Raw genomic sequence first — 22307 nt, forward strand, 5'->3', positions numbered from 1 at the left:
AAGGAGGTTGCTATGTTTTTTTCTGTTGGCGTGGAGATGCCTGCAAACGATAACGAAGCGTATGGAATGATTGTCCCTGCGCTATGCAATGATGATTTCGGCTGTATTTCTGCGGCGGATAATCAAGATGAAATTGCAGAGATGGTACGCGAGGCGATTTTGATGATTGTTGATCTCATGGTTGAGCGGGGCCTTGATATCACGCAGCTTAAAGATGCCGGGCCATTTGTTTATGCGGCGAATCCTGAATACGCTTACTGCAAGCAGTGGCTGTTGGTGGATGTGGATTTGTCAGCTCTGCAGGGTAAGCCCCAGCGAATCAATATTTCTCTGCCGGATGCACTTTTGGAACGTATTGATAACCGCGTAAAACAGCCAGCATCGGGTTACCGGGATCGCAGCCATTTCCTGGCGGTTGCGGCGCGGCATGAGCTGATCGGTGAAGCATCAGACATGCCAGGCAGCAAAAAAAGTCAGGGATTGTAGTCAAACCAGCTTTCAAGAATGATCACGGCTGATGCTGAATCAATGCTGCCTTTGTTCAACGCGCGGAATCCGCCGTGTTCGAACAACCCGGCGCGAGCTTCTACAGTGCTCAGGCGTTCATCCTGCAACGCGACTTTAACTCCGAAACGCCCATGCAGGCGATTGGCAAACTTGCGGGCGCGGGCGGTGAGGGGTTGCTCGGTGCCATCCATATTGAGCGGCAAGCCCACAACCACTTCATCGGGTTGCCATTCTTTAAGAATTTTTTCGATGACATTCCAGTCCGGCGTGCCGTCCTGCGCTTTTATTGCCGTAAGTGGGCGAGCGGTGCCAGTAATACGCTGACCCACTGCAACACCGATGCTTTTTGTACCGAAATCAAAGGCTAATAACGTGCCGCTACTCATTAAGCATGTCCTGCTTCGCTTGGCATATTGTGGATATCAATGCCGATTAATTTAGCCGCTTCACGCCAGCGCTCAGATATTGGGGTATGGAACAAAATGGATGCGTCTGCCGGGGCGGTAAGCCAGTCGTTATCGAGGATTTCCTGCTCCAGTTGCCCTTTTTCCCACGAAGAATAACCGAGCGCGACAATCACATCCGCGGGTTGGCTTGCGGTGCCGATGGTTTCAAGTACGTCGCGGGAGGTGGTAATCACGGTGTAGTCAGAAATACGGATGCTCGAAGCAAAGCAGTCTGGCGGGGAATGCAGAATGAAGCCACGGTCTTCCGCCAAAGGGCCGCCAATAAATACGGGTTTATCAAGACGAATGGCCGGGTCGCGTGGTTCCGGTTCGATTTTCAGCTTTTCCAGAACACCGTCAACCTGAAGGTTTTCGAGGGGTTTATTAATGATGATTCCCATCGCGCCGTCTTCGTTGTATTCGCAAATATAAACGACAGCACGCTTAAACAAGGGGTCCGTGAGCGCCGGCATGGCAATTAGAAAGTGATGCTGTAAATTCATTGTCAGAGGTTCTGGTTCCGGTTGAAAAAGCGAGCAGTCAGTTTATCACTACTGAGCGGGCGAAGCCCGCTCGCAGGACTATTTTGCCAGGCGCGTCTCGATTGCGTCGAACAACATGCCGGTGATAGAAACCGGGAATTCGGCTTCGATTTCACGAATACAGGTTGGACTGGTGACGTTAATCTCAGTCAGGCGGTCGCCAATAATATCCAGGCCAACAAAAATCAGACCTTTAGCTTTAAGCGTTGGGCCGACGCGGCGGGCAATTTCCCAATCGCTTTCGGTTAATGGACGCGGTTCGCCACGGCCCCCCGCTGCCAGGTTGCCGCGTGTTTCGCCACCTTGCGGAATACGCGCCAGGCAGTACGGAACAGGTTCGCCATCAACCACCAAAACGCGTTTGTCGCCATCGACGATCGCAGGAATGTAGTTCTGCGCCATGCAGTAACGGTTGCCCAGTTCGGTCAACGTTTCTGCAATCACGCCAAGGTTAGGATCGCCTTCTTTCACGCGGAAGATAGACGTGCCGCCCATGCCATCTAATGGCTTGAGAATGATATCGCCATGTTTTTGCCAGAAGGCTTTAAGCTGCGCTTTGTTGCGCGTCACGAGTGTTTCTGGCGTTAAATCTGCAAACCAGGCGGTGAACAGCTTTTCGTTACAATCGCGCAGGCTCTGCGGTTTGTTAACGATGAGCGTCCCTTTTTCTTCGGCACGTTCGAGAATGTAAGTTGCGTAGATAAACTCGGTATCAAACGGCGGATCTTTACGCATCAAGATCACGTCAAGATCGGCAAGCTGAATGTCTTGCTCGCTGCCAAACTCGTACCATTTATCGTAGTTCTGCTCGACAGAGACCAGGCGAGTGCGCGCACGCGCTTCACCGTTGATCAAATAGAGATCGGCCATTTCCATATAATGCAGTTCATAACCACGGCGCTGGGCTTCCAGCAGCATGGCAAAACTTGAGTCTTTCTTGATGTTAATGTTTGCGATGGGATCCATCACGATGCCGAGCTTGATCATTGTTTTTCTCCGTTTTTAGCCCAGGTCGCCAAAACGCACTTGCAGCGCGGTAATGGCGGTGAGCGCGGTAGTCTCAGTACGCAGAACGCGAGGTCCCAACAGAATATCAGTAAATTGATGGCGTGCGGTCATGGCAATTTCATCAGCCGTTAAGCCACCCTCCGGGCCAATCAACAGGCGCACACGCTCAACAGGTTGCGGTAACGTGTTGATGCTGGCGCTGGCGCGAGGATGCAGATTCAGCTTCAGGCTGTCATCTTCTTCTACACACCACTTTTCAAGATCCATCGCCGGGCGAACTTCTGGCACGGTGTTACGGCCACATTGTTCGCAGGCCGCAATGGCAATTTTCTGCCACTGCCCGAGCTTCTTATTCAGGCGCTCGGCATCCAGTTTTACGCCACAGCGTTCAGAAAACAAAGGTGTGATCACATTCACGCCGAGTTCCACCGCTTTCTGAATGGTGAACTCCATTTTCTCACCGCGTGACATAACCTGACCAAGATGCAGGTGTAACGGGGATTCGCGGTTATCAATAGTTGCGCTAATCACCTTTACCCGCACACTTTTTTTATCCGCCTGAACAATTTCAGCCTCAAAAACCTGGTTGCTGCCATCGAATAATTGCAGCGCGTGGCCAGCACTCATGCGCAGGACGCGGCCAACGTGGTTAGCGGCATCTTCGCAAAGTGCGATTTCCTGGCCGACGCAGAGGAGTTCAGGGTGATGAATGCGGGGTATACGCATGGTTTTTAATATCCAAAAGAGGTCGTATTTTTCGCCCTCTCCCTCAGGGAGAGGGGACTAAAACGCTAGTGTAGGTTAGCTGTTTTGTGCCTGGCAAGCCCGCAGCACATAAGGGTTATGATTGCCCTGAACTTTGGCGATGCGTTCGTCGCGCTCACATTCCCACGCCGTCACCGGATATTGCTTGTTCCACGCCTCAAATAGCTGGGTTTGCTGGCGCGAAAGATTGAGCTGATATTGGTCGCGCATATAGAAGTAGGTGCGGGCGATAGCGCCGCGAGCGCGAGCAGGTGGCTCGGCGATTTTATCTTTGAAGTCGACTTTCATGGCGCATTGCCCGTACTGGCCTTCGCCGCCGTTCCACTGGCTGTACATGAAGTTGTTACGGTCCGCATTCACTTCGCCAACTGCTGGTTGCAGGTTATGCATATCGCTTTCCATTTTGCGATATTCCGGATCTTTAGCGCAGTTTTTGCGCCCGCCATCTTGCCAGCATTGGCGCTGGTGGCCGAACTGCCAGGCCGGGACAACGTGTTCCCATTCGATGCGTGTTGCGCGGTTTTCATTTTTACGCACTTTGTAACCGCAGGACTCGAGGTCAGGAATCCCTTTTTTACCTTCCCAGCTAATTTTGCATCCGCAATAGAAGTCGCCAGGAGCGTCAGCATTCACTTTGACGCCAGCTGCTTTGGCCTGAGAAAAGTTATTGATACCCGCGCTAAAAGCGGAAAAAGAACAGCAGGCTGCAACAACAGCAACAGCCAAAGAAATTTTGCGAGACATTTCCAGAATCCTTACTCAATCGTGCTCGCACCCTACTTTATGAGCCATTCAGATTCAATAAGCTAAATCAGGAAACATTCAGGTTAATTTTATGGATTACAGGGAGTTGTAACGTCAGCTTTTAACAGGTCGCCACACTGGACGCAGCGATATTCCGCTTCGCCTCGCACCACTCGATTATGGCGTCGGACAGTGAGTTGATGCTGTTGGCAGCGGCAACGATAGGGGAAGGTATTTTTGCGCACCGACTGGACTTCAAATTTATGGGTGCGACGCGCCGGAACGCCCAGCACGGTTTCCATCATCCATTTCCACTCTTTCCCGTGGGGAGCCACGCGGCCAAAGTGTTTCCAGACCAATAAGTGCGCCAGTTCGTGCGGCACCACTTCATCAATAAACGTCTGCTGATTTTCCATCAGTAATACTGGGTTCAGGCGGATTTCGTAGCTGTCCATCCACGCGGTTCCGGCAGCCGTACCACGCTGCTGATAAACCAGTTTCGGCTCTGCGTAATTACGGCCTAAATGCAGATTTGCCTGCTGGAGCTTTTCGCGCAGGCAGCGCATCACGGCTTGTTGGATGGCGATGGGGAGTCTTGGGGATTTCATAACGGGCAAGAATAGTGCGAGGACGGGCAGGGTGCAAGCCCCTCTCCATACCGGAAAGGGGCTGCCGGGACTTAGTTGTGAGCGCCAATCTCACGTAAGCGGCGACCTTTCATCAGGTTACGCTCGATGTGTTCCAGGGAAACGTGTTTGGTTTCTGGAATCAGCCACAGAGTCAGTACGATGAAGAACAGGTTCAGTGCGGCGTAGACCCAGAAGGTGTTCGCATTGCCCAACGTGTTCAGCATGGTCAGGAAGGTGGCACCGACAATCATGTTGGCAATCCAGTTGGTCGCGGTGGAGCAAGTGATACCAAAATCACGGCCTTTCAGCGGCTGGATTTCAGAGCACAGTACCCAAATCAGCGGACCGGCACTCATCGCAAAACCAATGATAAACATCAGCAGCATGGCGATAGCAAAGTATTGCGCGCCCTGGGAATGAATCCCGATGTGCAGCATGGTGCCAAGCACGCCCATGCCAACCGCCATGACCATGAAGCCCAGCACCAGCGTAGGTTTACGGCCCCAACGGTCAACCAGACCGATAGCAATAAAGGTCGCGAGAACGTTAATCAGGCCGACAATTACCGTGCCCCACATTTGTTGCGTGGTGTTGGTGAAACCGGCGATTTCAAAGATTTTTGGTGCGTAGTACATGATGACGTTCATGCCGGTGAACTGTTGCATGACTTGCAGCAGAATGCCGAGGAACACCGCACGACGGAAGTTGCTGTTGTCTTTAAACAGCGACCAGCCGCTTTGTTTCACTTTCAGGCTTTCACGAATTTCTTCAAGTTCACGTTTGGCTTCGGCACTGGTATCACGCAGGCGCAGCAGTACGCGTTCAGCATCGTGGAAGCGGCGTTTGGCAGCGAACCAGCGCGGGCTGTCCGGCAGGAAGAAAACGCCAACCAGCAAAATCAATGCTGGAATAGTGATGACGCCCAGCATCCAGCGCCATGAGCCGCTGTAGCTGAATGCGGTATCGGAAAGGTATGCGCCGAGAATACCGATGGTAATCATCAACTGGTACATCGAAATCATGCTGCCACGGATTTTCTCAGGCGCGATTTCCGACAGGTAAAGCGGCGCGGTATAAGACGCAACGCCAACGGCCAGGCCGAGCAACACGCGGGAGAGAATCAGGATTTCAGTGTTCGGTGCGAAAGCAGAGCACAGAGAACCCGCAACGAACAGCACCGCGCCAATCATCAGGCTGTATTTACGCCCGATGCGGAAGGAGAGCCAACCGCTGCCAACGGCACCGACAGCAGCGCCAAACATCATCGAACTCACGACCCACTCTTGCTGGTGCGCAGTTATCTGGAAGTCTTTTGCGATAAACGGTAATGCACCGGCAATCACGCCAATATCAAGGCCAAATAACAAACCGGCCAGGGCTGCGAGAAAACAGACAAAAAAGGTCATGCTTTTGTTCGAGCGCCCTTGTTTTTTTATTTCAGGCATAGTGCTCTCCAGTTGAATAATTTGCGGGATATCTCGCTATTAAGGTTAGGTTAACGCGACGTGAAATTGTGTGATTCAACTCACGTTAGTGTAATCGGTTACACTGGTGTCAAGAACTGTATGCGTAATTTATTTAATCAAAACAGTGAATTGAGTGTAGAAAATAAAACCGAAATTTTCCATGCAAGACTATTCTGAAATGTTTTGTAACTAGCGCAGCAACAAAATGTTGTCATGCAGAACTGTCTTAATTAATGCCTTGTTAACGCCGATGTAACCGTTTCCACTAGGTGTTGTTTGTTACGAGAGATTTTGCGGGAATGGAATTTAAGGAGTGCAGGGAGTAAAAAAACAAAAAGGCCAGCGAAGCGCTGGCCTTTGAAGTTTGGTGATCGACTGGCGAAAGGTTATTTCAGGCCAGCAGCATCACGCAGCAATTCTGCTTTGTCGGTTTTTTCCCAAGGGAAATGTTCGCGACCAAAGTGACCGTATGCCGCGGTTTCTTTGTAGATTGGGTGCAGCAGATCCAGCATCTGAATCAGGCCGTATGGACGCAGGTCGAAGAACTCGCGCACCAGCAGGGTCAGTTGCTCGGTAGAGATTTTCTCAGTACCGAAGGTTTCAACCATGATGGAAGTCGGTTCAGCCACGCCGATGGCGTAAGAAACCTGAATCTCACAGCGGTCAGCCAGACCCGCAGCAACGATGTTTTTCGCTACATAACGTGCCGCGTATGCCGCAGAACGGTCAACTTTAGACGGATCTTTACCGGAGAACGCGCCGCCACCGTGACGAGCCATGCCGCCGTAAGTATCAACGATAATTTTACGACCGGTCAGGCCGCAGTCACCCATTGGGCCACCGATAACAAAACGGCCAGTTGGGTTGATATGGTATTTGGTAGAGGCGTTCAGCCATTCTGCTGGCAGAACTGGCTTGATGATCTCTTCCATTACCGCTTCTTGCAGCGTTTTCAACTGAACGTCTTCAGAATGCTGAGTAGACAGAACCACGGCATCAATACCGACGATTTTACCGTCGTCGTACTGGAAAGTGATCTGGCTTTTTGCATCCGGGCGCAGCCATGGCAGCGAGCCATTCTTACGAACTTCTGCCTGGCGTTGAACCAGAAGGTGTGCGTAAGTGATTGGCGCTGGCATCAGCACGTCGGTTTCGTTGGTTGCATAACCAAACATCAGGCCCTGGTCGCCCGCGCCTTGTTCCAGCGGATCGGTACGGTCAACGCCCTGGTTGATGTCCGGGGATTGCTTACCGATAGCGCTCAGTACTGCGCAAGAGTTTGCATCAAAGCCCATATCAGAATGCACGTAGCCGATTTCACGAATCGTTTGGCGAGTGATCTCTTCGATATCAACCCAGGCGCTGGTGGTGATTTCGCCACCCACTAAAACCATGCCGGTTTTAACGTAAGTCTCACAAGCTACGCGTGCTTTTGGATCCTGTTCCAGGATCGCATCGAGGACCGCATCAGAGATTTGGTCAGCGATTTTATCGGGATGCCCTTCTGATACAGACTCGGACGTAAAGAGGTGTTTGGCCATATTTTATTCACCCTAAGAGAATTAGGTTAGTGCAGACTACCGCTTTTGGCGCTCATGTCAGTGCGATGTACTGAAGTATGGAGCTTTTGCCGCAGGTTTAATTTCAGGCAGTCTAACAGTTAATCAGTATAGATGGATTAACATCTGGACGGCTATTCTAGGTTATCCATTAATCAGATTACCAGTGATTTTTGCGCCTGCAAGTTTGTGCGGATGATCTGAAGTGGCAAATTTTACTGACACTGGCTGCAAAGCGGGGATTTTTGTTTTGCAATTTCGGGCTGTTGTCGGTATAAAGCGGCGCGCGCGGCTCATTCAACAAGCACACATTTTTGTGTTGCCCACTTCCAGCCGGGTTGAGCAAATTTCTTAGCTTTGGCTTGTCGCATGCTTCTGGTATGCGTGGAGGTGTCAGGATTGAAAAACCGCTGTAATTCGCACAATCTCGCGGCCGTCCCGGTCGTGCATGTATTCCTCACCTCTTTGTTGCTGCAATCCTGCCGATGTTATACCCATCTCGGCGCTTCTCAGGACTCTCGGGCCGGTTTTTAAAACCCGCGAAATTCTGAACAAGGGCTCTCTTGTCATCGATAAGAGTATTCTCGTGGTTTCGCCGCTCCGCTCTACGGAGTTCGGTTACGTGTTTTACAATGATATGAAAAAGAAACCGGTCGCACAGTATTTCTGTCAGCGTCTTATGCTGCCATTACGCGCTGTTAATGGGTTGTTATTGCGGGATACCCCTGCGATAGTAGTCAACTGTTTTGCACATTCGTTTAAATTTGAGGTTCGCCATGTCTGACAAAATCTCTTCTGTTTCGGGTTCGTCAGTGGGCGAGCAGGATGTACACCGCTCCATGCAGGAGGTTGCCATGAGCTCCCAGGAAGCCAGCAAAATGCTGCGTACTTACAATATTGCCTGGTGGGGCAATAACTATTACGACGTCAACGAACTCGGTCACATCACCGTTTGCCCGGACCCGGATGTCCCGGAAGCGCGTGTTGATCTCGCTGAACTCGTAAAAGCCCGTGAAGCACAGGGGCAACGTTTGCCTGCACTGTTCTGTTTCCCGCAGATTTTGCAGCACCGCCTGCGTTCTATTAACGCCGCGTTTAAACGTGCTCGCGAATCTTACGGCTATAACGGCAACTACTTCCTCGTTTACCCAATTAAGGTGAACCAGCACCGCCGAGTGATTGAATCGCTGATTCATTCCGGCGAACCGCTGGGCCTGGAAGCCGGTTCAAAAGCTGAACTGATGGCAGTGCTGGCGCATGCGGGCATGACGCGTTCGGTGATTGTGTGTAACGGCTATAAAGACCGTGAATATATCCGCCTGGCGCTGATTGGCGAGAAGATGGGCCACAAAGTTTATCTGGTCATCGAGAAGATGTCAGAAATCCGCATCGTGCTGGAAGAAGCTGAGCGCCTGAATGTGGTGCCGCGCCTTGGTGTGCGTGCGCGTCTGGCGTCGCAAGGTTCCGGAAAATGGCAGTCATCTGGCGGCGAGAAATCCAAATTTGGCCTGGCGGCGACGCAGGTTCTGCAACTGGTTGAGATGTTGCGTGAGGCCGGTCGTATCGACAGCCTGCAACTGCTGCACTTCCACCTCGGTTCGCAAATGGCGAACATTCGCGACATCGCCACTGGCGTGCGTGAATCGGCGCGTTTCTACGTTGAGCTGCACAAGATGGGCGTCAACATCGAATGCTTCGATGTCGGCGGCGGCCTGGGCGTGGATTATGAAGGCACACGTTCTCAGTCAGATTGCTCGGTCAACTACGGCCTGAACGAATACGCCAACAACATCATCTGGGCGATTGGCGATGCGTGTGAAGAAAACGGCCTGCCGCATCCAACGGTGATCACCGAGTCTGGCCGTGCGGTAACCGCGCACCACACCGTGCTGGTGTCCAACATCATCGGTGTTGAGCGTAACGAATACACCACGCCAACGGCTCCGGCCGCAGATGCGTCCCGTGCGCTGCAAAGCATGTGGGAAACCTGGGGCGAAATGCACGAGCCGAACAACCGTCGCTCGCTGCGTGAATGGCTGCACGATAGCCAAAACGATCTGCATGATATCCACACCGGCTATTCGGCGGGGAGTTTCTCTCTGCAAGAACGTGCCTGGGCGGAGCAGCTTTACCTGAGCATGTGCCACGAAATTCAGCGTTTGCTGGATCCAAGCAACCGTGCGCACCGTCCGATCATCGACGAACTACAAGAACGTATGGCGGATAAAATTTACGTCAACTTCTCGCTGTTCCAGTCCATGCCGGATGCGTGGGGTATCGACCAGTTGTTCCCGGTGCTGCCGCTTGAAGGGCTGAATCAAATCCCTGAACGCCGTGCGGTGCTGCTGGATATCACTTGTGATTCCGACGGCGCTATCGAACACTACATCGACGGCGACGGCATTGCAACCACCATGCCGATGCCAGAATACGATGCGGAAAACCCGCCGCTGTTGGGCTTCTTTATGGTTGGCGCGTACCAGGAAATCCTCGGCAACATGCACAACCTGTTCGGCGATACCGAAGCGGTTGACGTGTTCGTGTTCCCTGACGGCAGCGTGGAAGTTGAGCTTTCTGATGAAGGCGATACCGTGGCGGATATGCTCGAATACGTTCAGCTTGATCCTAAAACCTTGCTGAAACACTTCCGTGACCAGGTGAAACAGACTGACCTGGACGAAGGTTTACAGCAGCAGTTCCTCGAAGAGTTTGAGGCTGGGTTGTACGGGTATACTTATTTAGAAGACGAGTAATATTTAATACCCTCACCCTAGCCCTCTCCCTCAGGGAGAGGGGATTAAACCGGCGTTCGGTGTGGGGTGAGGGCGACTTAATTTCAATTTTTCACCACGAGGTCAAACCATGAGCACCTTAGGCCATCAATACGACAATTCCCTGGTATCCAATGCTTTCGGTTTTTTACGTTTTCCGCTGAATTTCATGCCGTATGACAGCGATGCCGATTGGGTTATCACTGGCGTTCCGTTTGATGCGGCAACGTCTGGCCGCGCGGGTGGCCGTCATGGCCCAGCAGCAATTCGCCAGGTTTCTACCAATCTGGCATGGGAAGGCAACCGCTTCCCGTGGAACTTCGATGTCCGTGAGCGCCTGAATGTTGTGGACTGTGGCGACCTGGTTTACGCCTTCGGTGACGCACGTGATATGAGCGAGCGCCTGCAAGCTCACGCCGAAAAACTGCTGGCTTCCGGCAAGCGTATGCTCTCCTTCGGCGGCGACCACTTTGTGACTCTGCCTTTGCTGCGCGCTCACGCTAAGCACTTCGGCAAAATGGCGCTGGTGCATTTCGATGCCCACACCGACACCTACGCAAACGGCTGTGAGTTTGACCACGGCACCATGTTCTATACCGCGCCGAAAGAAGGTCTGATCGACCCGAACCACTCCGTGCAGATTGGTATTCGTACCGAGTTCGACAAAGACAACGGTTTCACCGTGCTGGATGCGGGCCAGGTCAACGACCGCACCGTTGACGACGTACTGGCGCAGGTGAAGCAGATTGTTGGCGATATGCCGGTTTATCTGACCTTTGATATCGACTGTATCGACCCGGCTTTCGCGCCAGGCACCGGTACGCCGGTTATCGGCGGTTTGACGACTGACCGTGCGCTGAAATTAGTGCGTGGTCTGAAAGACCTGAACATCGTGGGTATGGACGTGGTGGAAGTGTCTCCGGCTTACGACCAGTCTGAAATTACGGCGTTGGCGGGTGCGACTTTAGCGTTAGAAATGTTGTATATCCAGGCAGCTAAGAAAGGCGAATAATAGCCCTCACCTTAACCCTCTCCCAAAGGAGAGGGTAATGTACGGTTTTCTCCTTCTCCTGAGGGAGAAGGCCGGGATGAGGGTTCTTTTACTTCAAGCCATCCGCAGTCATACGGTCGCGAATATGTTGCGCACGTTCTGCGGAAGCCGGGTGGTCGTCAAGCATTGAGCTTTGGCGACCTTCTTCTTGCTTCGCCAGCTTCTCAAAACTGGTAGCCAACCCGATTGGGTTAATCCCGCGTTTTCTCAACAAATCATATGAGTAGTCATCGGCTTCAGATTCCTGGCGCTGAGAGAACTGCGCGTTCACGAGTTTCTCACCCAAATCACCAAGCTGTGACTGCGACAAACTGCCAATCACGCCCCCCGCAGAAGCTGCCGCCACGCGTGCCGCGTTGGTGCCCAGCGCAACCTGCATGCCTTTTTTCACGTGGCCGAGTGCGACGTGGCCCATTTCGTGGCCGATAACTGCTTCGACTTCGTTATCGTTCATCATGTCCATCAGGCCGCTATACACGCGGATACAGCCGTTTGCCATGGCAAAGGCGTTTACGTCTTTAGTGACGTAAACCTTGTAGTTCACCGGCATGCCATTGATGTTGTCGCCCAGAGCTGAGGCAATTTTTGTCAGGCGTTGCGCATATTCGCTACTGGCTGGAGCGATGCTCGCTTTGCTGTCGAGTTCTGCGCAGGATTTGTCGCTTAACTCTTTAACTTGCGCATCACTCAATGTGTACGCCTGAAAGGCTTCCGCGCCGGAAGTGAGCAGACCGTTGGAGTCCATATTCTGGCAGCCGCTCAGTAGGGCGGCAACGCTCAGGCTTAATAAAATTGGGCGCAATTTCATGCCAATATCCTTAATTAGTGATAACTGCTCAGAGGTGATTCAGCCACAAATCGTCGGCTAGTCGCTTCAGTATAAAGAAGTTAGCCAAACTCGCGCAGCAACTTGCGCAACTTGCGAGCAGCTTCCAGAGATTTCTTAAGCGGACAAAAGGATGCTCCATGTACATGGCAGGCGGCTTGCGGTACATTGATGGCAATTTTTTGGGCGTAGCCCATAACGCATAGTAGTCAAGGCCTGACCTTCAACCATCCGATCTGGAGTCAAAATGTCTTCTCGTAAAGAGCTTGCCAATGCTATTCGTGCACTCAGCATGGACGCAGTACAAAAAGCCAAATCCGGTCACCCGGGTGCCCCTATGGGTATGGCCGACATTGCCGAAGTCCTGTGGCGCGATTTCCTGAACCATAACCCGCAGAACCCAGCATGGGCTGACCGCGACCGTTTCGTTCTCTCTAACGGCCACGGTTCAATGCTGATTTACAGCCTGTTGCACCTCACAGGTTATGACCTGCCGATTGAAGAACTGAAAAACTTCCGTCAGCTGCATTCCAAAACTCCGGGTCACCCGGAAGTGGGCTACACCGCTGGTGTTGAAACCACTACTGGCCCGCTGGGTCAGGGTGTTGCGAACGCAGTGGGTATGGCGATTGCAGAACGTACCATGGCGGCGCAGTTCAACCGTCCGGGTCACGACATCGTTGACCACTTCACCTACACCTTTATGGGTGATGGCTGCATGATGGAAGGTATTTCCCACGAAGTTTGCTCTCTGGCGGGTACGCTGGGTCTGGGTAAACTGGTTGCCTTCTATGATGACAACGGTATTTCCATCGACGGCCACGTTGAAGGCTGGTTCACCGACGATACCGCAAAACGCTTTGAAGCCTACGGCTGGCACGTTGTGCGCGGCGTTGACGGCCACGATGCAGACGCTATCAAACGCGCTGTTGAAGAAGCCAAAGCGGTTACTGACAAACCTTCACTGCTGATGTGCAAAACCATCATCGGTTTCGGTTCTCCAAACAAAGCCGGGACTCACGATTCCCACGGCGCACCTTTGGGTGATGCAGAAATCGCTCTGACCCGTGAAGCGCTGGGCTGGAAACACGCTCCATTCGAAATCCCGTCTGACATCTATGCTCAGTGGGACGCACGTGAAGCGGGCCAGGCGAAAGAAGCGGCATGGAACGAGAAGTTCGCTGCATACGCTAAAGCCTTCCCACAGGAAGCGGCTGAATTTACCCGTCGTATGAAAGGCGACATGCCTGCTGAGTTTGCTGCGAAAGCGCAAGAGTTCATCAAGAACCTGCAAGCTAACCCAGCAAAAATCGCTAGCCGTAAAGCGTCGCAGAACACCATCGAAGCATTCGGTCATTTGCTGCCTGAATTCCTCGGCGGTTCCGCTGACCTCGCGCCATCTAACCTGACTATCTGGTCTGGTTCTAAAGCGATTAACGAAGACTTGGCCGGTAACTACATCCATTACGGTGTACGTGAATTCGGTATGACGGCGATTGCCAACGGTATCGCGCTGCACGGTGGTTTCCTGCCGTACACCTCTACCTTCCTGATGTTCGTCGAATATGCCCGTAACGCGGTGCGTATGGCAGCATTGATGAAGCAACGCCAGGTGATGGTTTACACCCACGACTCTATCGGTCTGGGCGAAGATGGCCCAACTCACCAGCCGGTTGAGCAGTTGGCTGCCCTGCGCGTGACACCAAACATGAGCACATGGCGTCCATGTGACCAGGTTGAGTCTGCGGTGGCGTGGAAATACGCAGTAGAACGTCACGACGGCCCGACCGCGCTGATCTTCTCCCGTCAGAACCTGGCACAGCAGGATCGTACTGAGCAGCAACTGGCAGATGTTGCCCGCGGCGCATACGTTCTGAAAGATTGTGCAGGTCAGCCTGAGCTGATTCTGATTGCGACCGGTTCTGAAGTTGAACTGGCTGTGGCTGCATGGGATCAACTGACTGCTGAAGGCATCAAAGCGCGCGTGGTTTCCATGCCGTCTACCGATGCGTTCGACAAACAGGATCCAGCGTACCGTGAAGCTGTGCTGCCGAAAGCAGTGGCTGCGCGTGTTGCTATCGAAGCCAGCATCGCTGACTACTGGTACAAATACGTTGGCCTGAATGGCGCGGTTGTGGGCATGACCACCTTCGGTGAGTCAGCTCCAGCAGAGCTGCTGTTCGAAGAGTTTGGTTTCACTGTAGAAAACGTAGTGAAACAAGCTAAAGCCGTTCTGTAATACGTAGTCCCTCTAAGGCCAGCAAAAATTGATTGCTGGCCTTTTTTTCATCTATTGTTGATAACGCAATTGAAAATCATTATCATTCACATTCGTAAATAAATGTGAATCTAAGTAAATGAATCGACATACTTTGTACGGATACCAGAAATCGGGCTTCATTGCTTTAACTGTCGCACTATTCATGAGTTCAATGAATGCGGGTGCTAAACCTCTGCCGGAAAAGGAGTTTCTTACGGTTCGCGCGGGCAACGGGGTTTACGAACTGGCATTCGACGCCTCGCAAAACGTTCTGTTTGCCGCATCGGCACCTTCCTTCGACAAAGATAAAACCCACGGCCTGGTCTACAAACTGAATCCAGAGACGCTGGCATCAACCGGGAGCATCACTACCGACAGACGAGCCTTCGCCACGGTGCTGGATGAAACAAACCATATTCTGTACATCGGTAACACGCTTGAAGGCTCTGTGACGTTGATGGATACGCGCAGCGGCAAAGAGATTAAGACCGTGCAACTGAGCGACCTCAGTAATCCCAAAGAGATTATCCACACCCGCGAAATGGTGCTGGATAAAAAGCACCAGCGTTTATATGTCTCGGGCGTTGCTCAGAAAGGTATTATTTGGGTTATCGACACGCAAAAACAGGAGCATGTTGCCACCATTGAAAATATGGGGGAATATCCAACCGGACTGGCAATCGATGAAGAAAAAGGACGAGTTTATAGCATCAACGGCAGCGGGGAATTAATCACTCTTGATGCCAGCGATAATAAAATTCTTTCTCGCGTTAAAGTCGAACCGCAGAAAAAACACTTCTTCCTGAATATTGCTCTGGGTAATAATAAAGATCGTGCGTTTATTACCGACCCCGACTTACCGGATGTGCTGGTCGTTTCACTTAAAGACGGGAAAATCATTGATCGTATTAAGGTGACGAATTCTCTGGCGGTGATGTACAACGAACCGCGCAATGAAATCTATATTACGCATCGTAATGCGCAGCTCATCAGTATTGTCGACAGCAAAACCTATCAGGTGAAAGCCAGTATCTCAACCACGGCGCTGCCCAACAGCCTTGCGCTCTCCGCGGACGGGCGCACGCTCTATGCCAGCGTGAAACAGGGCGAAAAAGAGATAGGCAAGAAGCCGGATTATATTATTAAGGTCGATCTCGACAAAATTTAATATAAATAATAACGAACAATAAAGCCCTGTGGTGAAAATTCACAGGGCCAGCAGGCTTTTTTCAATATCTCAGGTAATTAAAAAATGAGAAACAATAAGCGTTTGGCATTAGCAGGGATCGTTGCGCTGGCTGGAGGCACAATGCTTCCGGTTCAGGCGGAAGAAAATAAAACATCAATTAACGAGTCTGAAGATCAAATGGTCGTGACGGCATCGGGTTTTTCTCAGCAAAAGAAAGAAGCCCCTGCCACGATTTCCGTTATTGATCGTCAAAAGCTCGATGAAAAACCAAATCGTAATGTCGCCGAAGCGATTCAGGATTTACCCGGCGTTAATGTGGGTTCGGGTTCAAGCGATATGTCATCCGGCAGTATTATGATGCGCGGCATGGACTCGAGTTATACCGCTTTCATGGTGAATAGCGTGAAGCAAAATACCGGTGAAGCGCGCCCGTATGGCCAGGATATTGGCTCGGAAGTTAACTTCCTGCCGCCGATGGAAGCCATCGAGCGTATTGAAGTGATTCGCGGGCCGATGTCATCGCTATATGGTTCTGATGCCATTGGCGGTGTGGTGAACGTTATCACCAAAAAACCTTATGGCGTGCAGGACTGGACCGGCGCGCTGGCGGCCAATACTTTCCTTCAGGAAGACAGCTCATTCGGTAATACCAACCAAATGAATTTGTTCGCCATGGGGCCAATTGTGCCCGACGTGCTGGGTATTAGCGTCGCGGCCGACTGGTTGAATCGCCGCGACGACGAGCGCAATAATTACTTCAGCAAGAACGATCGTAAATCTATTGATATGACCGTTGGCCTTGCGGCAAACGAAACGAACCTTTTTGACTTGAATGTGGTGACTGGCAAGCAGAAGAAAAACCGCGACGACGCGCCATGGATGTGGACGTTTGACCGCGATGCCGTGACGCTTAGCCACAACGGTTGGTACGCCGAAGATACTATCGAGTCGAAGAATTACCTCAACTACGAGAAAGGGCGCTCAAAATACAACCTGGACGGCGACGCGCCGCAGTACATCGAAACTGAAAACTATGTTGCCAACAGCCAGACGACTTTCACGTTTGATAACCATCGCCTCACCGTTGGCGCGAACTTCACGCGCGAAGAGCTGAACGACCAGTTTGCCGTATCGAGTAAAGAAGCGCCGGGCGTCGAACCAGTAACAAAAATCAGCCGCGATGGCTGGGCGTTGTTTGCTGAAGATGGCTGGCAGATAGGCGATTTCACGCTGACCAGTTCCGCACGTCTGGATCGCGACAACTATTTCGGCACCCATATCACGCCGAAGCTCTACGGCAACTGGGCGATAACCGACGCATGGGCGCTGAAAGGTGGCGTGTCTGCGGGTTACAAAAAGCCAGAACTGCGTGAAACGTCAGCTAATTTCGTGACACCGCGTGGATCGTTACCGCCGTATCCGTATTTAACCGTGGGTAACGACGATCTCAAACCCGAGAAGAGCGTTAACTCTGAGTTAGGTTTGTACTGGGCGGGAGAAAAACTGGCGTTAGACGGCACGATTTTCTACACCCAATTCAAAGATAAAATCTCTGAAGAAACCATCTGCGAAACCACGGCGACCAACCAATGCCAGATGAACGGTTACCAGGCCGACTCCATCAGCAAATACTTCAACGTAGGCAAAGCGGATGTTTATGGACTGGAGTTGAACGCTGACTGGCAGCTCACCGAAACGGTAAAAGCCAACGCAAACTACACCTATAACCACAGCGAGCAGAAAACCGGCGTCAACAAAGGCTACGCGCTTAACGACTACCCGCGCCATATGGCGAATGTGTCGCTGACCTGGTCGGCCACGGAAGCGTTGGATTTGTGGAGCAAAGCGAATTACCGCAGCAGCAACCGCGATACCGGCGACCATATCGATTACGAGGCCTGGACGATGGTCGATCTCGGCGCGCGTTATCAGCTGAACAAACACACGCAGTTGATGGCGGGGATCTATAACTTGTTTGATGTCGATCCGCAGCGTATCAGCCCGTGGGGTGATTACGGTCTGGTGGAAGGTCGCCGCTATAATCTTGGGGCGCGTATCGAATTTTGATTCAACGCTTGTCATGCAAAACAGCCAACCAGTGTAATCACTGGCTGGCTTTTTACTTTTAAAGAAGTGGAATTTTACCCGTTGCGTAATATCTCAAAAACAAACTCAATCAAGCCCTTTAATGTGATCTGAATTCCAAAAAAGGTATTTATCAGGATTGTATATTTGTGGTGTACATCAAATTATTGCTATTGACAATTATTGTTATTTTAATTTCTTGAGATTAATTGTTTGAATTAATTGATTAAAATATTTTCACTTAAAAACACATCGCTTTCCAGCACTCATTTGATTTATTTCTCCCGCCGTCATATTTTGATTGAAAATAAAAAACACCCTACAAAAAGGAAATCAGTATGCGGTTAATAGATTATTTTCCTGATGCTGCCATATCCATAAAAAACTCTGCCGACGATTGGCAGCAGGCAATAGATTATTCAATGGAAGTGCTATTGCAAAAAGGTTATGTCACTCCTTCTTATATTGAAGCAATAAAAAACACCACTCGAGAAACCGGGCCGTATTATATTTTGGCTCCATTGGTTGCAATGCCTCACGCCAGACCAGAATGCGGAGCCATAAAAACCGGTTTATCCCTTACGCTTTTAAAAAACACGGTGTGTTTTGGCGAAAATAAAGAACCGGTAAAATTATTAATAGGATTGTCGGCGGCTGATTCTGATGAGCATATTGGTGCGATTCAGGCATTAAGCGAAATGTTTTGTGAAGAATCAAAAATTGAAGCTTTGCTGAATGCGAATACCAGTCAGCAACTCAAGGATATTATCACTCAAGAGTAATCATTCTCTCGTCAGGATAAATATGAAAAATAAATCGGTTCGTGCCAAAGTCCAGGCTTTTGGCGGATTCCTTACAGCTATGGTTATCCCTAATATCGGCGCTTTTATTGCGTGGGGTTTTATTACCGCGTTATTTATTCCAACCGGTTGGATGCCCAACGAACATTTCGCCAAAATAGTTGGCCCGATGATCACCTATTTACTGCCGGTGATGATTGGCTCGACCGGCGGTCATTTAGTGGGTGGCAAACGCGGTGCAGTGATGGGCGGTATTGGCACTATCGGCGTGATTGTCGGTGCTGATATTCCGATGTTTATCGGTGCGATGATCATGGGGCCGCTCGGCGGGTGGGTGATTAAAGTCATCGACAGGAATCTGGAGAAGCGTATTCCACCAGGTTTTGAGATGGTGATTAATAACTTCTCTTTGGGTATCGCGGGCATGCTGCTTTGCCTTTTTGCCTTCGAGATTATTGGCCCAGCGGTGCTGGTGGCGAACAACTTCGTCAAAGAGTGCATCGAAGCGTTGGTCAGCACTGGCTATTTACCGCTGCTTTCTCTGATTAACGAACCGGCGAAAATTCTGTTCCTGAATAACGCGATTGATCAGGGCGTCTACTATCCGCTGGGGATGCAACAGGCGTCGGACACCGGGAAATCGATCTTCTTTATGGTGGCGTCGAATCCAGGGCCGGGCCTTGGTTTGCTGCTGGGGTTTGCGGTATTTGGCAAAGGAATGGCAAAAAAATCCGCTCCTGGCGCGATGATCATTCACTTCCTCGGCGGCATTCACGAACTCTATTTCCCGTATGTTTTGATGAAACCGCTGACGCTGATTGCCATGATCGCTGGCGGCATGTCCGGAATTTACACCTTTAACTTGCTCGGCGGCGGCCTGGTTGCTGGCCCAAGTCCGGGTTCTATCTTCGCTTACCTGGCACTGACACCGCGCGGAGCCTTCTTCGCCACCATCGCGGGCGTGACTGTCGCAACGGTCGTGTCGTTCGTGATTACCTCTGTGATCCTGAAAATGGACACCAGTAAAGAAGTCGAGAAAGAAGATAACTTTGACGAAACGGCAAACGCCATGAAGGAGATGAAGCAGGAAGGCGCATGGAACACCGCACCGGTAAAACTGGTCGCTTTCGTCTGTGATGCGGGCATGGGATCGAGCGCCATGGGGGCAACGACATTCCGCAAACGCCTACAAAAGCAGGGCATGGAAACCGAAGTGAAACATTACGCGATAGAAAACGTGCCTGCGAATGCCGAGATTATCGTGACTCACGCAAGTCTTGAAGGCCGCGTAAAACTGGTGACCAATAAGCCGCTGATACTGATCAATAACTATATTGGCGACCCGAAACTTGATGCGTTATTTAATGAATTAACCGCTAAGTCTTAATAATAAGGATTCCTATGAAAACGAAAGTTGCCGCCATCTATGGCAAGCGGGATGTCCGTATCCGTGAGTTTGAATTACCCGCAATTACCGATGATGAATTATTAGTGAGCGTTATTTCAGACAGCGTTTGTTTGTCGACATGGAAAGCGGCATTACTGGCCAGCGATCATAAACGTGTGCCGGATGACTTAAATAACCATCCGGTGATTACCGGCCATGAATGCGCAGGCGTTATTGTCGAGGTAGGAAAAAACCTGACTGAAAAATATAAAGCAGGCCAGCGTTATGTTCTGCAACCGGCAATGGGATTGCCAAGCGGATATTCAGCCGGATACAGTTATGAACATTTCGGCGGTAACGCGACTTATATGATTATCCCGAAATTAGCGATTGATATGGGATGCGTTTTACCTTATCGCGGATCTTATTTTGCGGCGGCATCTTTAGCCGAACCGATGTGCTGTATTATTGGTGCCTATAAAGCTAACTACCACACCACGCAATATGTGTATGAGCACCGCATGGGAATTAAACCCGGTGGAAACCTGGCGTTATTAGCCTGCGCCGGGCCGATGGGCATTGGCGCAATTGATTACGCGATTAACGGCAATATTAAACCGGGCAAAGTTGTCGTGGTGGATATTGATGAAACCCGACTTGCGCAGGCGCAAAAACTGCTGCCGGTGGAATTAGCAGCGAAAAATGGTATCGAGCTGGTTTATGTGAATAGCAAACAACTCGCAGATCCGGTTGCGGCGCTGCGTGAGATGACTGGAGGCGCAGGTTTCGATGATGTATTTGTCTACGCCGCCGTGCCTGCGGTCATTGAGCTTGGCGACGATCTGCTGGCTGATGACGGCTGCCTGAACTTCTTCGCCGGGCCAACCGATAAAAACTTTAAAGTGCCATTTAACTTCTACAACGTGCATTACGGCAGCACGCATATCGTCGGGACTTCCGGCGGCTCCACGGACGACATGCTGGAAGCCATCGAACTGGCCGCCAGCGGAAGATTGCAGCCTTCATTTATGGTTACGCACGTCGGCGGCCTGGATGCCGTTCCAGAAACGGTGCTTAACCTGCCGGATATTCCGGGCGGCAAAAAGCTGATTTACAACGGTGTCACCATGCCGCTGACGGCGATTACCGATTTTGCTCGCTTAGGGGAAACCGATCCTTTATTCCGCCGTCTTGCGGAACTGGTGACAGAAACACACGGCGTGTGGAACGAAGCCGCAGAAAAACATCTGTTAGCCCATTTTGGCGTTGATATCGGCATGGAGGCTTAAGCATGAAAACGCTGGCTTATCCGTTCTTTCGCACCACGGAACAGGCGGCGCTGGCTGCCTGGCCGCTGATTGGTTGCGGGGACAAGAATCTTATTGATGGTGTTGCGGTGCAGGCGATGCGCGATGCGCTTAATCAGATTGATATGCAGGGGAAAATTGTTATTGGCGAAGGGGAAATTGACCACGCGCCGATGCTATATATCGGCGAAATGTTAGGTCACGGCCAGACCCCGAAAATTGATATTGCCGTCGACCCGATTGAAGGCACGCGCATGGTGGCGATGGGGCAAAACAACGCGCTGGCAGTGATGGCCTGCGCGCCCGTTGGCACGCTGCTTCACGCGCCTGATATGTATATGAAGAAACTGGTGGTCGGCAAGAAAGCGAAAGGGGTAATCAATCTTGCGGCGACGCTTGAAGAGAACCTGCGCAATATTGCTAAAGCGCTGGGCAAACCGCTCGAGCGGCTGCGAATGGTGACGCTCGATAAACCGCGCCATCAGGATGCCATCGCTGTCGCCACCAGCCTGGGCGTGAAAGTGATTGCTCTGCCGGACGGCGATGTCGCCGCCAGCGTGATGACGTGCCTGCTGGAAAACCAGTACGACGTGATGTACAGCATTGGCGGCGCGCCGGAAGGCGTGATTTCAGCCTGTGCGGTGAAAGCGTTGGGCGGAGAAATGCAGGTCGAGCTGATGGATTTTTGCCAGGCCAAAGGAGAATCGCCAGAACATCGCCTGATTGCCGACTCAGAACACCGCCGCTGTGCTGAAATGGGTGTCGAGGTTAATCGAATTTATAACCTAAATGAAATCGTCAAAAGTGATGAGGTTTTATTCTCGGCCACCGGTGTTACCGGTGGCGATATTCTACAAGGCGTGCGTGAAGACGGTGACGTGGTGAGAACGCAAACGCTCTTGATTAATGGTATAGAGCGCACTTGTAATATTATAGACTCCCTACATCACCATTAATGTAATGAG

The 22307-nt window shown here is 51.3% G+C and carries 21 protein-coding genes; 12 read left to right on the forward strand and 9 right to left on the reverse strand.

Annotation, left to right across the window (positions count from 1 at the left end):
- The first annotated feature begins 12 nt into the window (after positions 1–12).
- Entirely contained in the window at positions 13–486 is a 474-nt protein-coding gene (locus D6029_RS11335; protein WP_120064858.1) for a type II toxin-antitoxin system HicB family antitoxin, read from the forward strand.
- Here D6029_RS11335 and ruvX read toward each other — a convergent pair.
- From ruvX to metK, 8 genes are all read right to left on the reverse strand, one after another.
- Complete coding sequence (gene ruvX, locus D6029_RS11340) at positions 474–893, reverse strand: Holliday junction resolvase RuvX (RefSeq protein ID WP_120064859.1); 420 nt, start codon at positions 891–893, stop codon at positions 474–476. The genes D6029_RS11335 and ruvX overlap by 13 nt on opposite strands.
- The gene (locus D6029_RS11345; RefSeq protein ID WP_120064860.1) at positions 893–1456 is read right to left on the reverse strand and encodes a YqgE/AlgH family protein; all 564 of its coding nucleotides are present in this window, start codon (positions 1454–1456) and stop codon (positions 893–895) included. The genes ruvX and D6029_RS11345 overlap by 1 nt, the downstream gene beginning before the upstream one ends.
- 78 nt (positions 1457–1534) lie before the next feature.
- Positions 1535–2482: a glutathione synthase gene (gene gshB, locus D6029_RS11350; protein WP_120064861.1), complete on the reverse strand. Its 948-nt coding sequence runs from the start codon at positions 2480–2482 to the stop codon at positions 1535–1537.
- 15 nt (positions 2483–2497) lie between these two features.
- Positions 2498–3229, reverse strand: coding sequence for a 16S rRNA (uracil(1498)-N(3))-methyltransferase (gene rsmE, locus D6029_RS11355; protein WP_120064862.1), 732 nt, complete (start codon positions 3227–3229; stop codon positions 2498–2500).
- 75 nt (positions 3230–3304) lie between these two features.
- Positions 3305–4012, reverse strand: a complete 708-nt coding sequence (endA, locus tag D6029_RS11360) for a deoxyribonuclease I (protein WP_120064863.1) — start codon at positions 4010–4012, stop codon at positions 3305–3307.
- Between the two features lie 89 nt (positions 4013–4101).
- Positions 4102–4620 carry a SprT family zinc-dependent metalloprotease gene (locus D6029_RS11365; RefSeq protein WP_120064936.1) on the reverse strand — a complete coding sequence of 173 codons (519 nt, stop codon included), beginning with the start codon at positions 4618–4620 and terminating at the stop codon, positions 4102–4104.
- Between the two features lie 71 nt (positions 4621–4691).
- Complete coding sequence (locus D6029_RS11370) at positions 4692–6086, reverse strand: sugar porter family MFS transporter (RefSeq protein WP_120064864.1); 1395 nt, start codon at positions 6084–6086, stop codon at positions 4692–4694.
- 407 nt (positions 6087–6493) lie between these two features.
- Positions 6494–7648: a methionine adenosyltransferase gene (gene metK / locus D6029_RS11375; protein ID WP_120064865.1), complete on the reverse strand. Its 1155-nt coding sequence runs from the start codon at positions 7646–7648 to the stop codon at positions 6494–6496.
- Between the two features lie 387 nt (positions 7649–8035).
- On the opposite strand from metK, the gene D6029_RS22840 reads away from it, so the two are divergent.
- From D6029_RS22840 to speB, 4 genes are all read left to right on the forward strand, one after another.
- Positions 8036–8200: a hypothetical protein gene (locus D6029_RS22840; RefSeq protein ID WP_418230260.1), complete on the forward strand. Its 165-nt coding sequence runs from the start codon at positions 8036–8038 to the stop codon at positions 8198–8200.
- Positions 8201–8303: 103 nt separating this feature from the next.
- A complete protein-coding gene (gene yqgB / locus D6029_RS11385) occupies positions 8304–8450 on the forward strand; it encodes an acid stress response protein YqgB (RefSeq protein WP_147365233.1) in 147 nt (48 codons plus the stop codon).
- Positions 8443–10419: a biosynthetic arginine decarboxylase gene (speA, locus tag D6029_RS11390; protein WP_120064866.1), complete on the forward strand. Its 1977-nt coding sequence runs from the start codon at positions 8443–8445 to the stop codon at positions 10417–10419. The genes yqgB and speA overlap by 8 nt, the downstream gene beginning before the upstream one ends.
- Before the next feature lie 109 nt (positions 10420–10528).
- Positions 10529–11449: an agmatinase gene (gene speB, locus D6029_RS11395; RefSeq protein ID WP_120064867.1), complete on the forward strand. Its 921-nt coding sequence runs from the start codon at positions 10529–10531 to the stop codon at positions 11447–11449.
- An 88-nt stretch (positions 11450–11537) separates the two neighbouring features.
- On the opposite strand, the gene loiP is transcribed toward speB, so the two are convergent.
- Positions 11538–12296, reverse strand: coding sequence for a metalloprotease LoiP (gene loiP / locus D6029_RS11400; protein ID WP_120064868.1), 759 nt, complete (start codon positions 12294–12296; stop codon positions 11538–11540).
- A 265-nt stretch (positions 12297–12561) separates the two neighbouring features.
- Here loiP and tkt point away from each other — a divergent pair, with 265 nt between their 5' ends.
- From tkt to glpX, 7 genes are all read left to right on the forward strand, one after another.
- A complete protein-coding gene (gene tkt, locus D6029_RS11405) occupies positions 12562–14553 on the forward strand; it encodes a transketolase (RefSeq protein ID WP_120064869.1) in 1992 nt (663 codons plus the stop codon).
- A 118-nt stretch (positions 14554–14671) separates the two neighbouring features.
- On the forward strand, positions 14672–15742 hold the full coding sequence (yncE, locus tag D6029_RS11410) for a 7-bladed beta-propeller protein YncE (RefSeq protein ID WP_120064870.1): 1071 nt from the start codon (positions 14672–14674) through the stop codon (positions 15740–15742).
- Positions 15743–15826: 84 nt separating this feature from the next.
- A complete protein-coding gene (locus tag D6029_RS11415) occupies positions 15827–17830 on the forward strand; it encodes a TonB-dependent receptor domain-containing protein (protein ID WP_120064871.1) in 2004 nt (667 codons plus the stop codon).
- Between the two features lie 356 nt (positions 17831–18186).
- The gene (gene cmtB / locus D6029_RS11420) at positions 18187–18630 is read left to right on the forward strand and encodes a PTS mannitol transporter subunit IIA (protein WP_120064872.1); all 444 of its coding nucleotides are present in this window, start codon (positions 18187–18189) and stop codon (positions 18628–18630) included.
- 22 nt (positions 18631–18652) lie between these two features.
- Positions 18653–20035, forward strand: a complete 1383-nt coding sequence (locus D6029_RS11425) for a PTS mannitol transporter subunit IIBC (protein ID WP_120064873.1) — start codon at positions 18653–18655, stop codon at positions 20033–20035.
- A gap of 14 nt (positions 20036–20049) precedes the next feature.
- Positions 20050–21324 (forward strand): zinc-binding dehydrogenase, encoded by a 1275-nt coding sequence (locus tag D6029_RS11430; RefSeq protein ID WP_120064874.1) that lies wholly within the window; start codon positions 20050–20052, stop codon positions 21322–21324.
- A gap of 2 nt (positions 21325–21326) precedes the next feature.
- Positions 21327–22298: a class II fructose-bisphosphatase gene (glpX, locus tag D6029_RS11435; protein WP_120064875.1), complete on the forward strand. Its 972-nt coding sequence runs from the start codon at positions 21327–21329 to the stop codon at positions 22296–22298.
- Positions 22299–22307 lie beyond the last annotated feature (9 nt).

The sequence above is a fragment of the Buttiauxella izardii genome (genome assembly GCF_003601925.1).
Taxonomy (GTDB): domain Bacteria; phylum Pseudomonadota; class Gammaproteobacteria; order Enterobacterales; family Enterobacteriaceae; genus Buttiauxella; species Buttiauxella izardii.

Bases quoted from the DNA above. Each gene is read 5' to 3' on its own strand.
- D6029_RS11365 (WP_120064936.1), bottom strand. From the start codon at position 4,620: ATGAAATCCCCAAGACTCCCCATCGCCATCCAACAAGCCGTGATGCGC.
- D6029_RS11430 (WP_120064874.1), top strand. From the start codon at position 20,050: ATGAAAACGAAAGTTGCCGCCATCTATGGCAAGCGGGATGTCCGTATC.
- D6029_RS11415 (WP_120064871.1), top strand. From the start codon at position 15,827: ATGAGAAACAATAAGCGTTTGGCATTAGCAGGGATCGTTGCGCTGGCT.
- tkt (WP_120064869.1), top strand. From the start codon at position 12,562: ATGTCTTCTCGTAAAGAGCTTGCCAATGCTATTCGTGCACTCAGCATG.
- cmtB (WP_120064872.1), top strand. From the start codon at position 18,187: ATGCGGTTAATAGATTATTTTCCTGATGCTGCCATATCCATAAAAAAC.
- rsmE (WP_120064862.1), bottom strand. From the start codon at position 3,229: ATGCGTATACCCCGCATTCATCACCCTGAACTCCTCTGCGTCGGCCAG.
- yqgB (WP_147365233.1), top strand. From the start codon at position 8,304: ATGAAAAAGAAACCGGTCGCACAGTATTTCTGTCAGCGTCTTATGCTG.
- metK (WP_120064865.1), bottom strand. From the start codon at position 7,648: ATGGCCAAACACCTCTTTACGTCCGAGTCTGTATCAGAAGGGCATCCC.
- endA (WP_120064863.1), bottom strand. From the start codon at position 4,012: ATGTCTCGCAAAATTTCTTTGGCTGTTGCTGTTGTTGCAGCCTGCTGT.
- gshB (WP_120064861.1), bottom strand. From the start codon at position 2,482: ATGATCAAGCTCGGCATCGTGATGGATCCCATCGCAAACATTAACATC.
- D6029_RS11345 (WP_120064860.1), bottom strand. From the start codon at position 1,456: ATGAATTTACAGCATCACTTTCTAATTGCCATGCCGGCGCTCACGGAC.
- speB (WP_120064867.1), top strand. From the start codon at position 10,529: ATGAGCACCTTAGGCCATCAATACGACAATTCCCTGGTATCCAATGCT.
- loiP (WP_120064868.1), bottom strand. From the start codon at position 12,296: ATGAAATTGCGCCCAATTTTATTAAGCCTGAGCGTTGCCGCCCTACTG.
- yncE (WP_120064870.1), top strand. From the start codon at position 14,672: ATGAATCGACATACTTTGTACGGATACCAGAAATCGGGCTTCATTGCT.
- D6029_RS22840 (WP_418230260.1), top strand. From the start codon at position 8,036: ATGCTTCTGGTATGCGTGGAGGTGTCAGGATTGAAAAACCGCTGTAAT.
- D6029_RS11370 (WP_120064864.1), bottom strand. From the start codon at position 6,086: ATGCCTGAAATAAAAAAACAAGGGCGCTCGAACAAAAGCATGACCTTT.
- speA (WP_120064866.1), top strand. From the start codon at position 8,443: ATGTCTGACAAAATCTCTTCTGTTTCGGGTTCGTCAGTGGGCGAGCAG.
- ruvX (WP_120064859.1), bottom strand. From the start codon at position 893: ATGAGTAGCGGCACGTTATTAGCCTTTGATTTCGGTACAAAAAGCATC.
- D6029_RS11335 (WP_120064858.1), top strand. From the start codon at position 13: ATGTTTTTTTCTGTTGGCGTGGAGATGCCTGCAAACGATAACGAAGCG.
- glpX (WP_120064875.1), top strand. From the start codon at position 21,327: ATGAAAACGCTGGCTTATCCGTTCTTTCGCACCACGGAACAGGCGGCG.
- D6029_RS11425 (WP_120064873.1), top strand. From the start codon at position 18,653: ATGAAAAATAAATCGGTTCGTGCCAAAGTCCAGGCTTTTGGCGGATTC.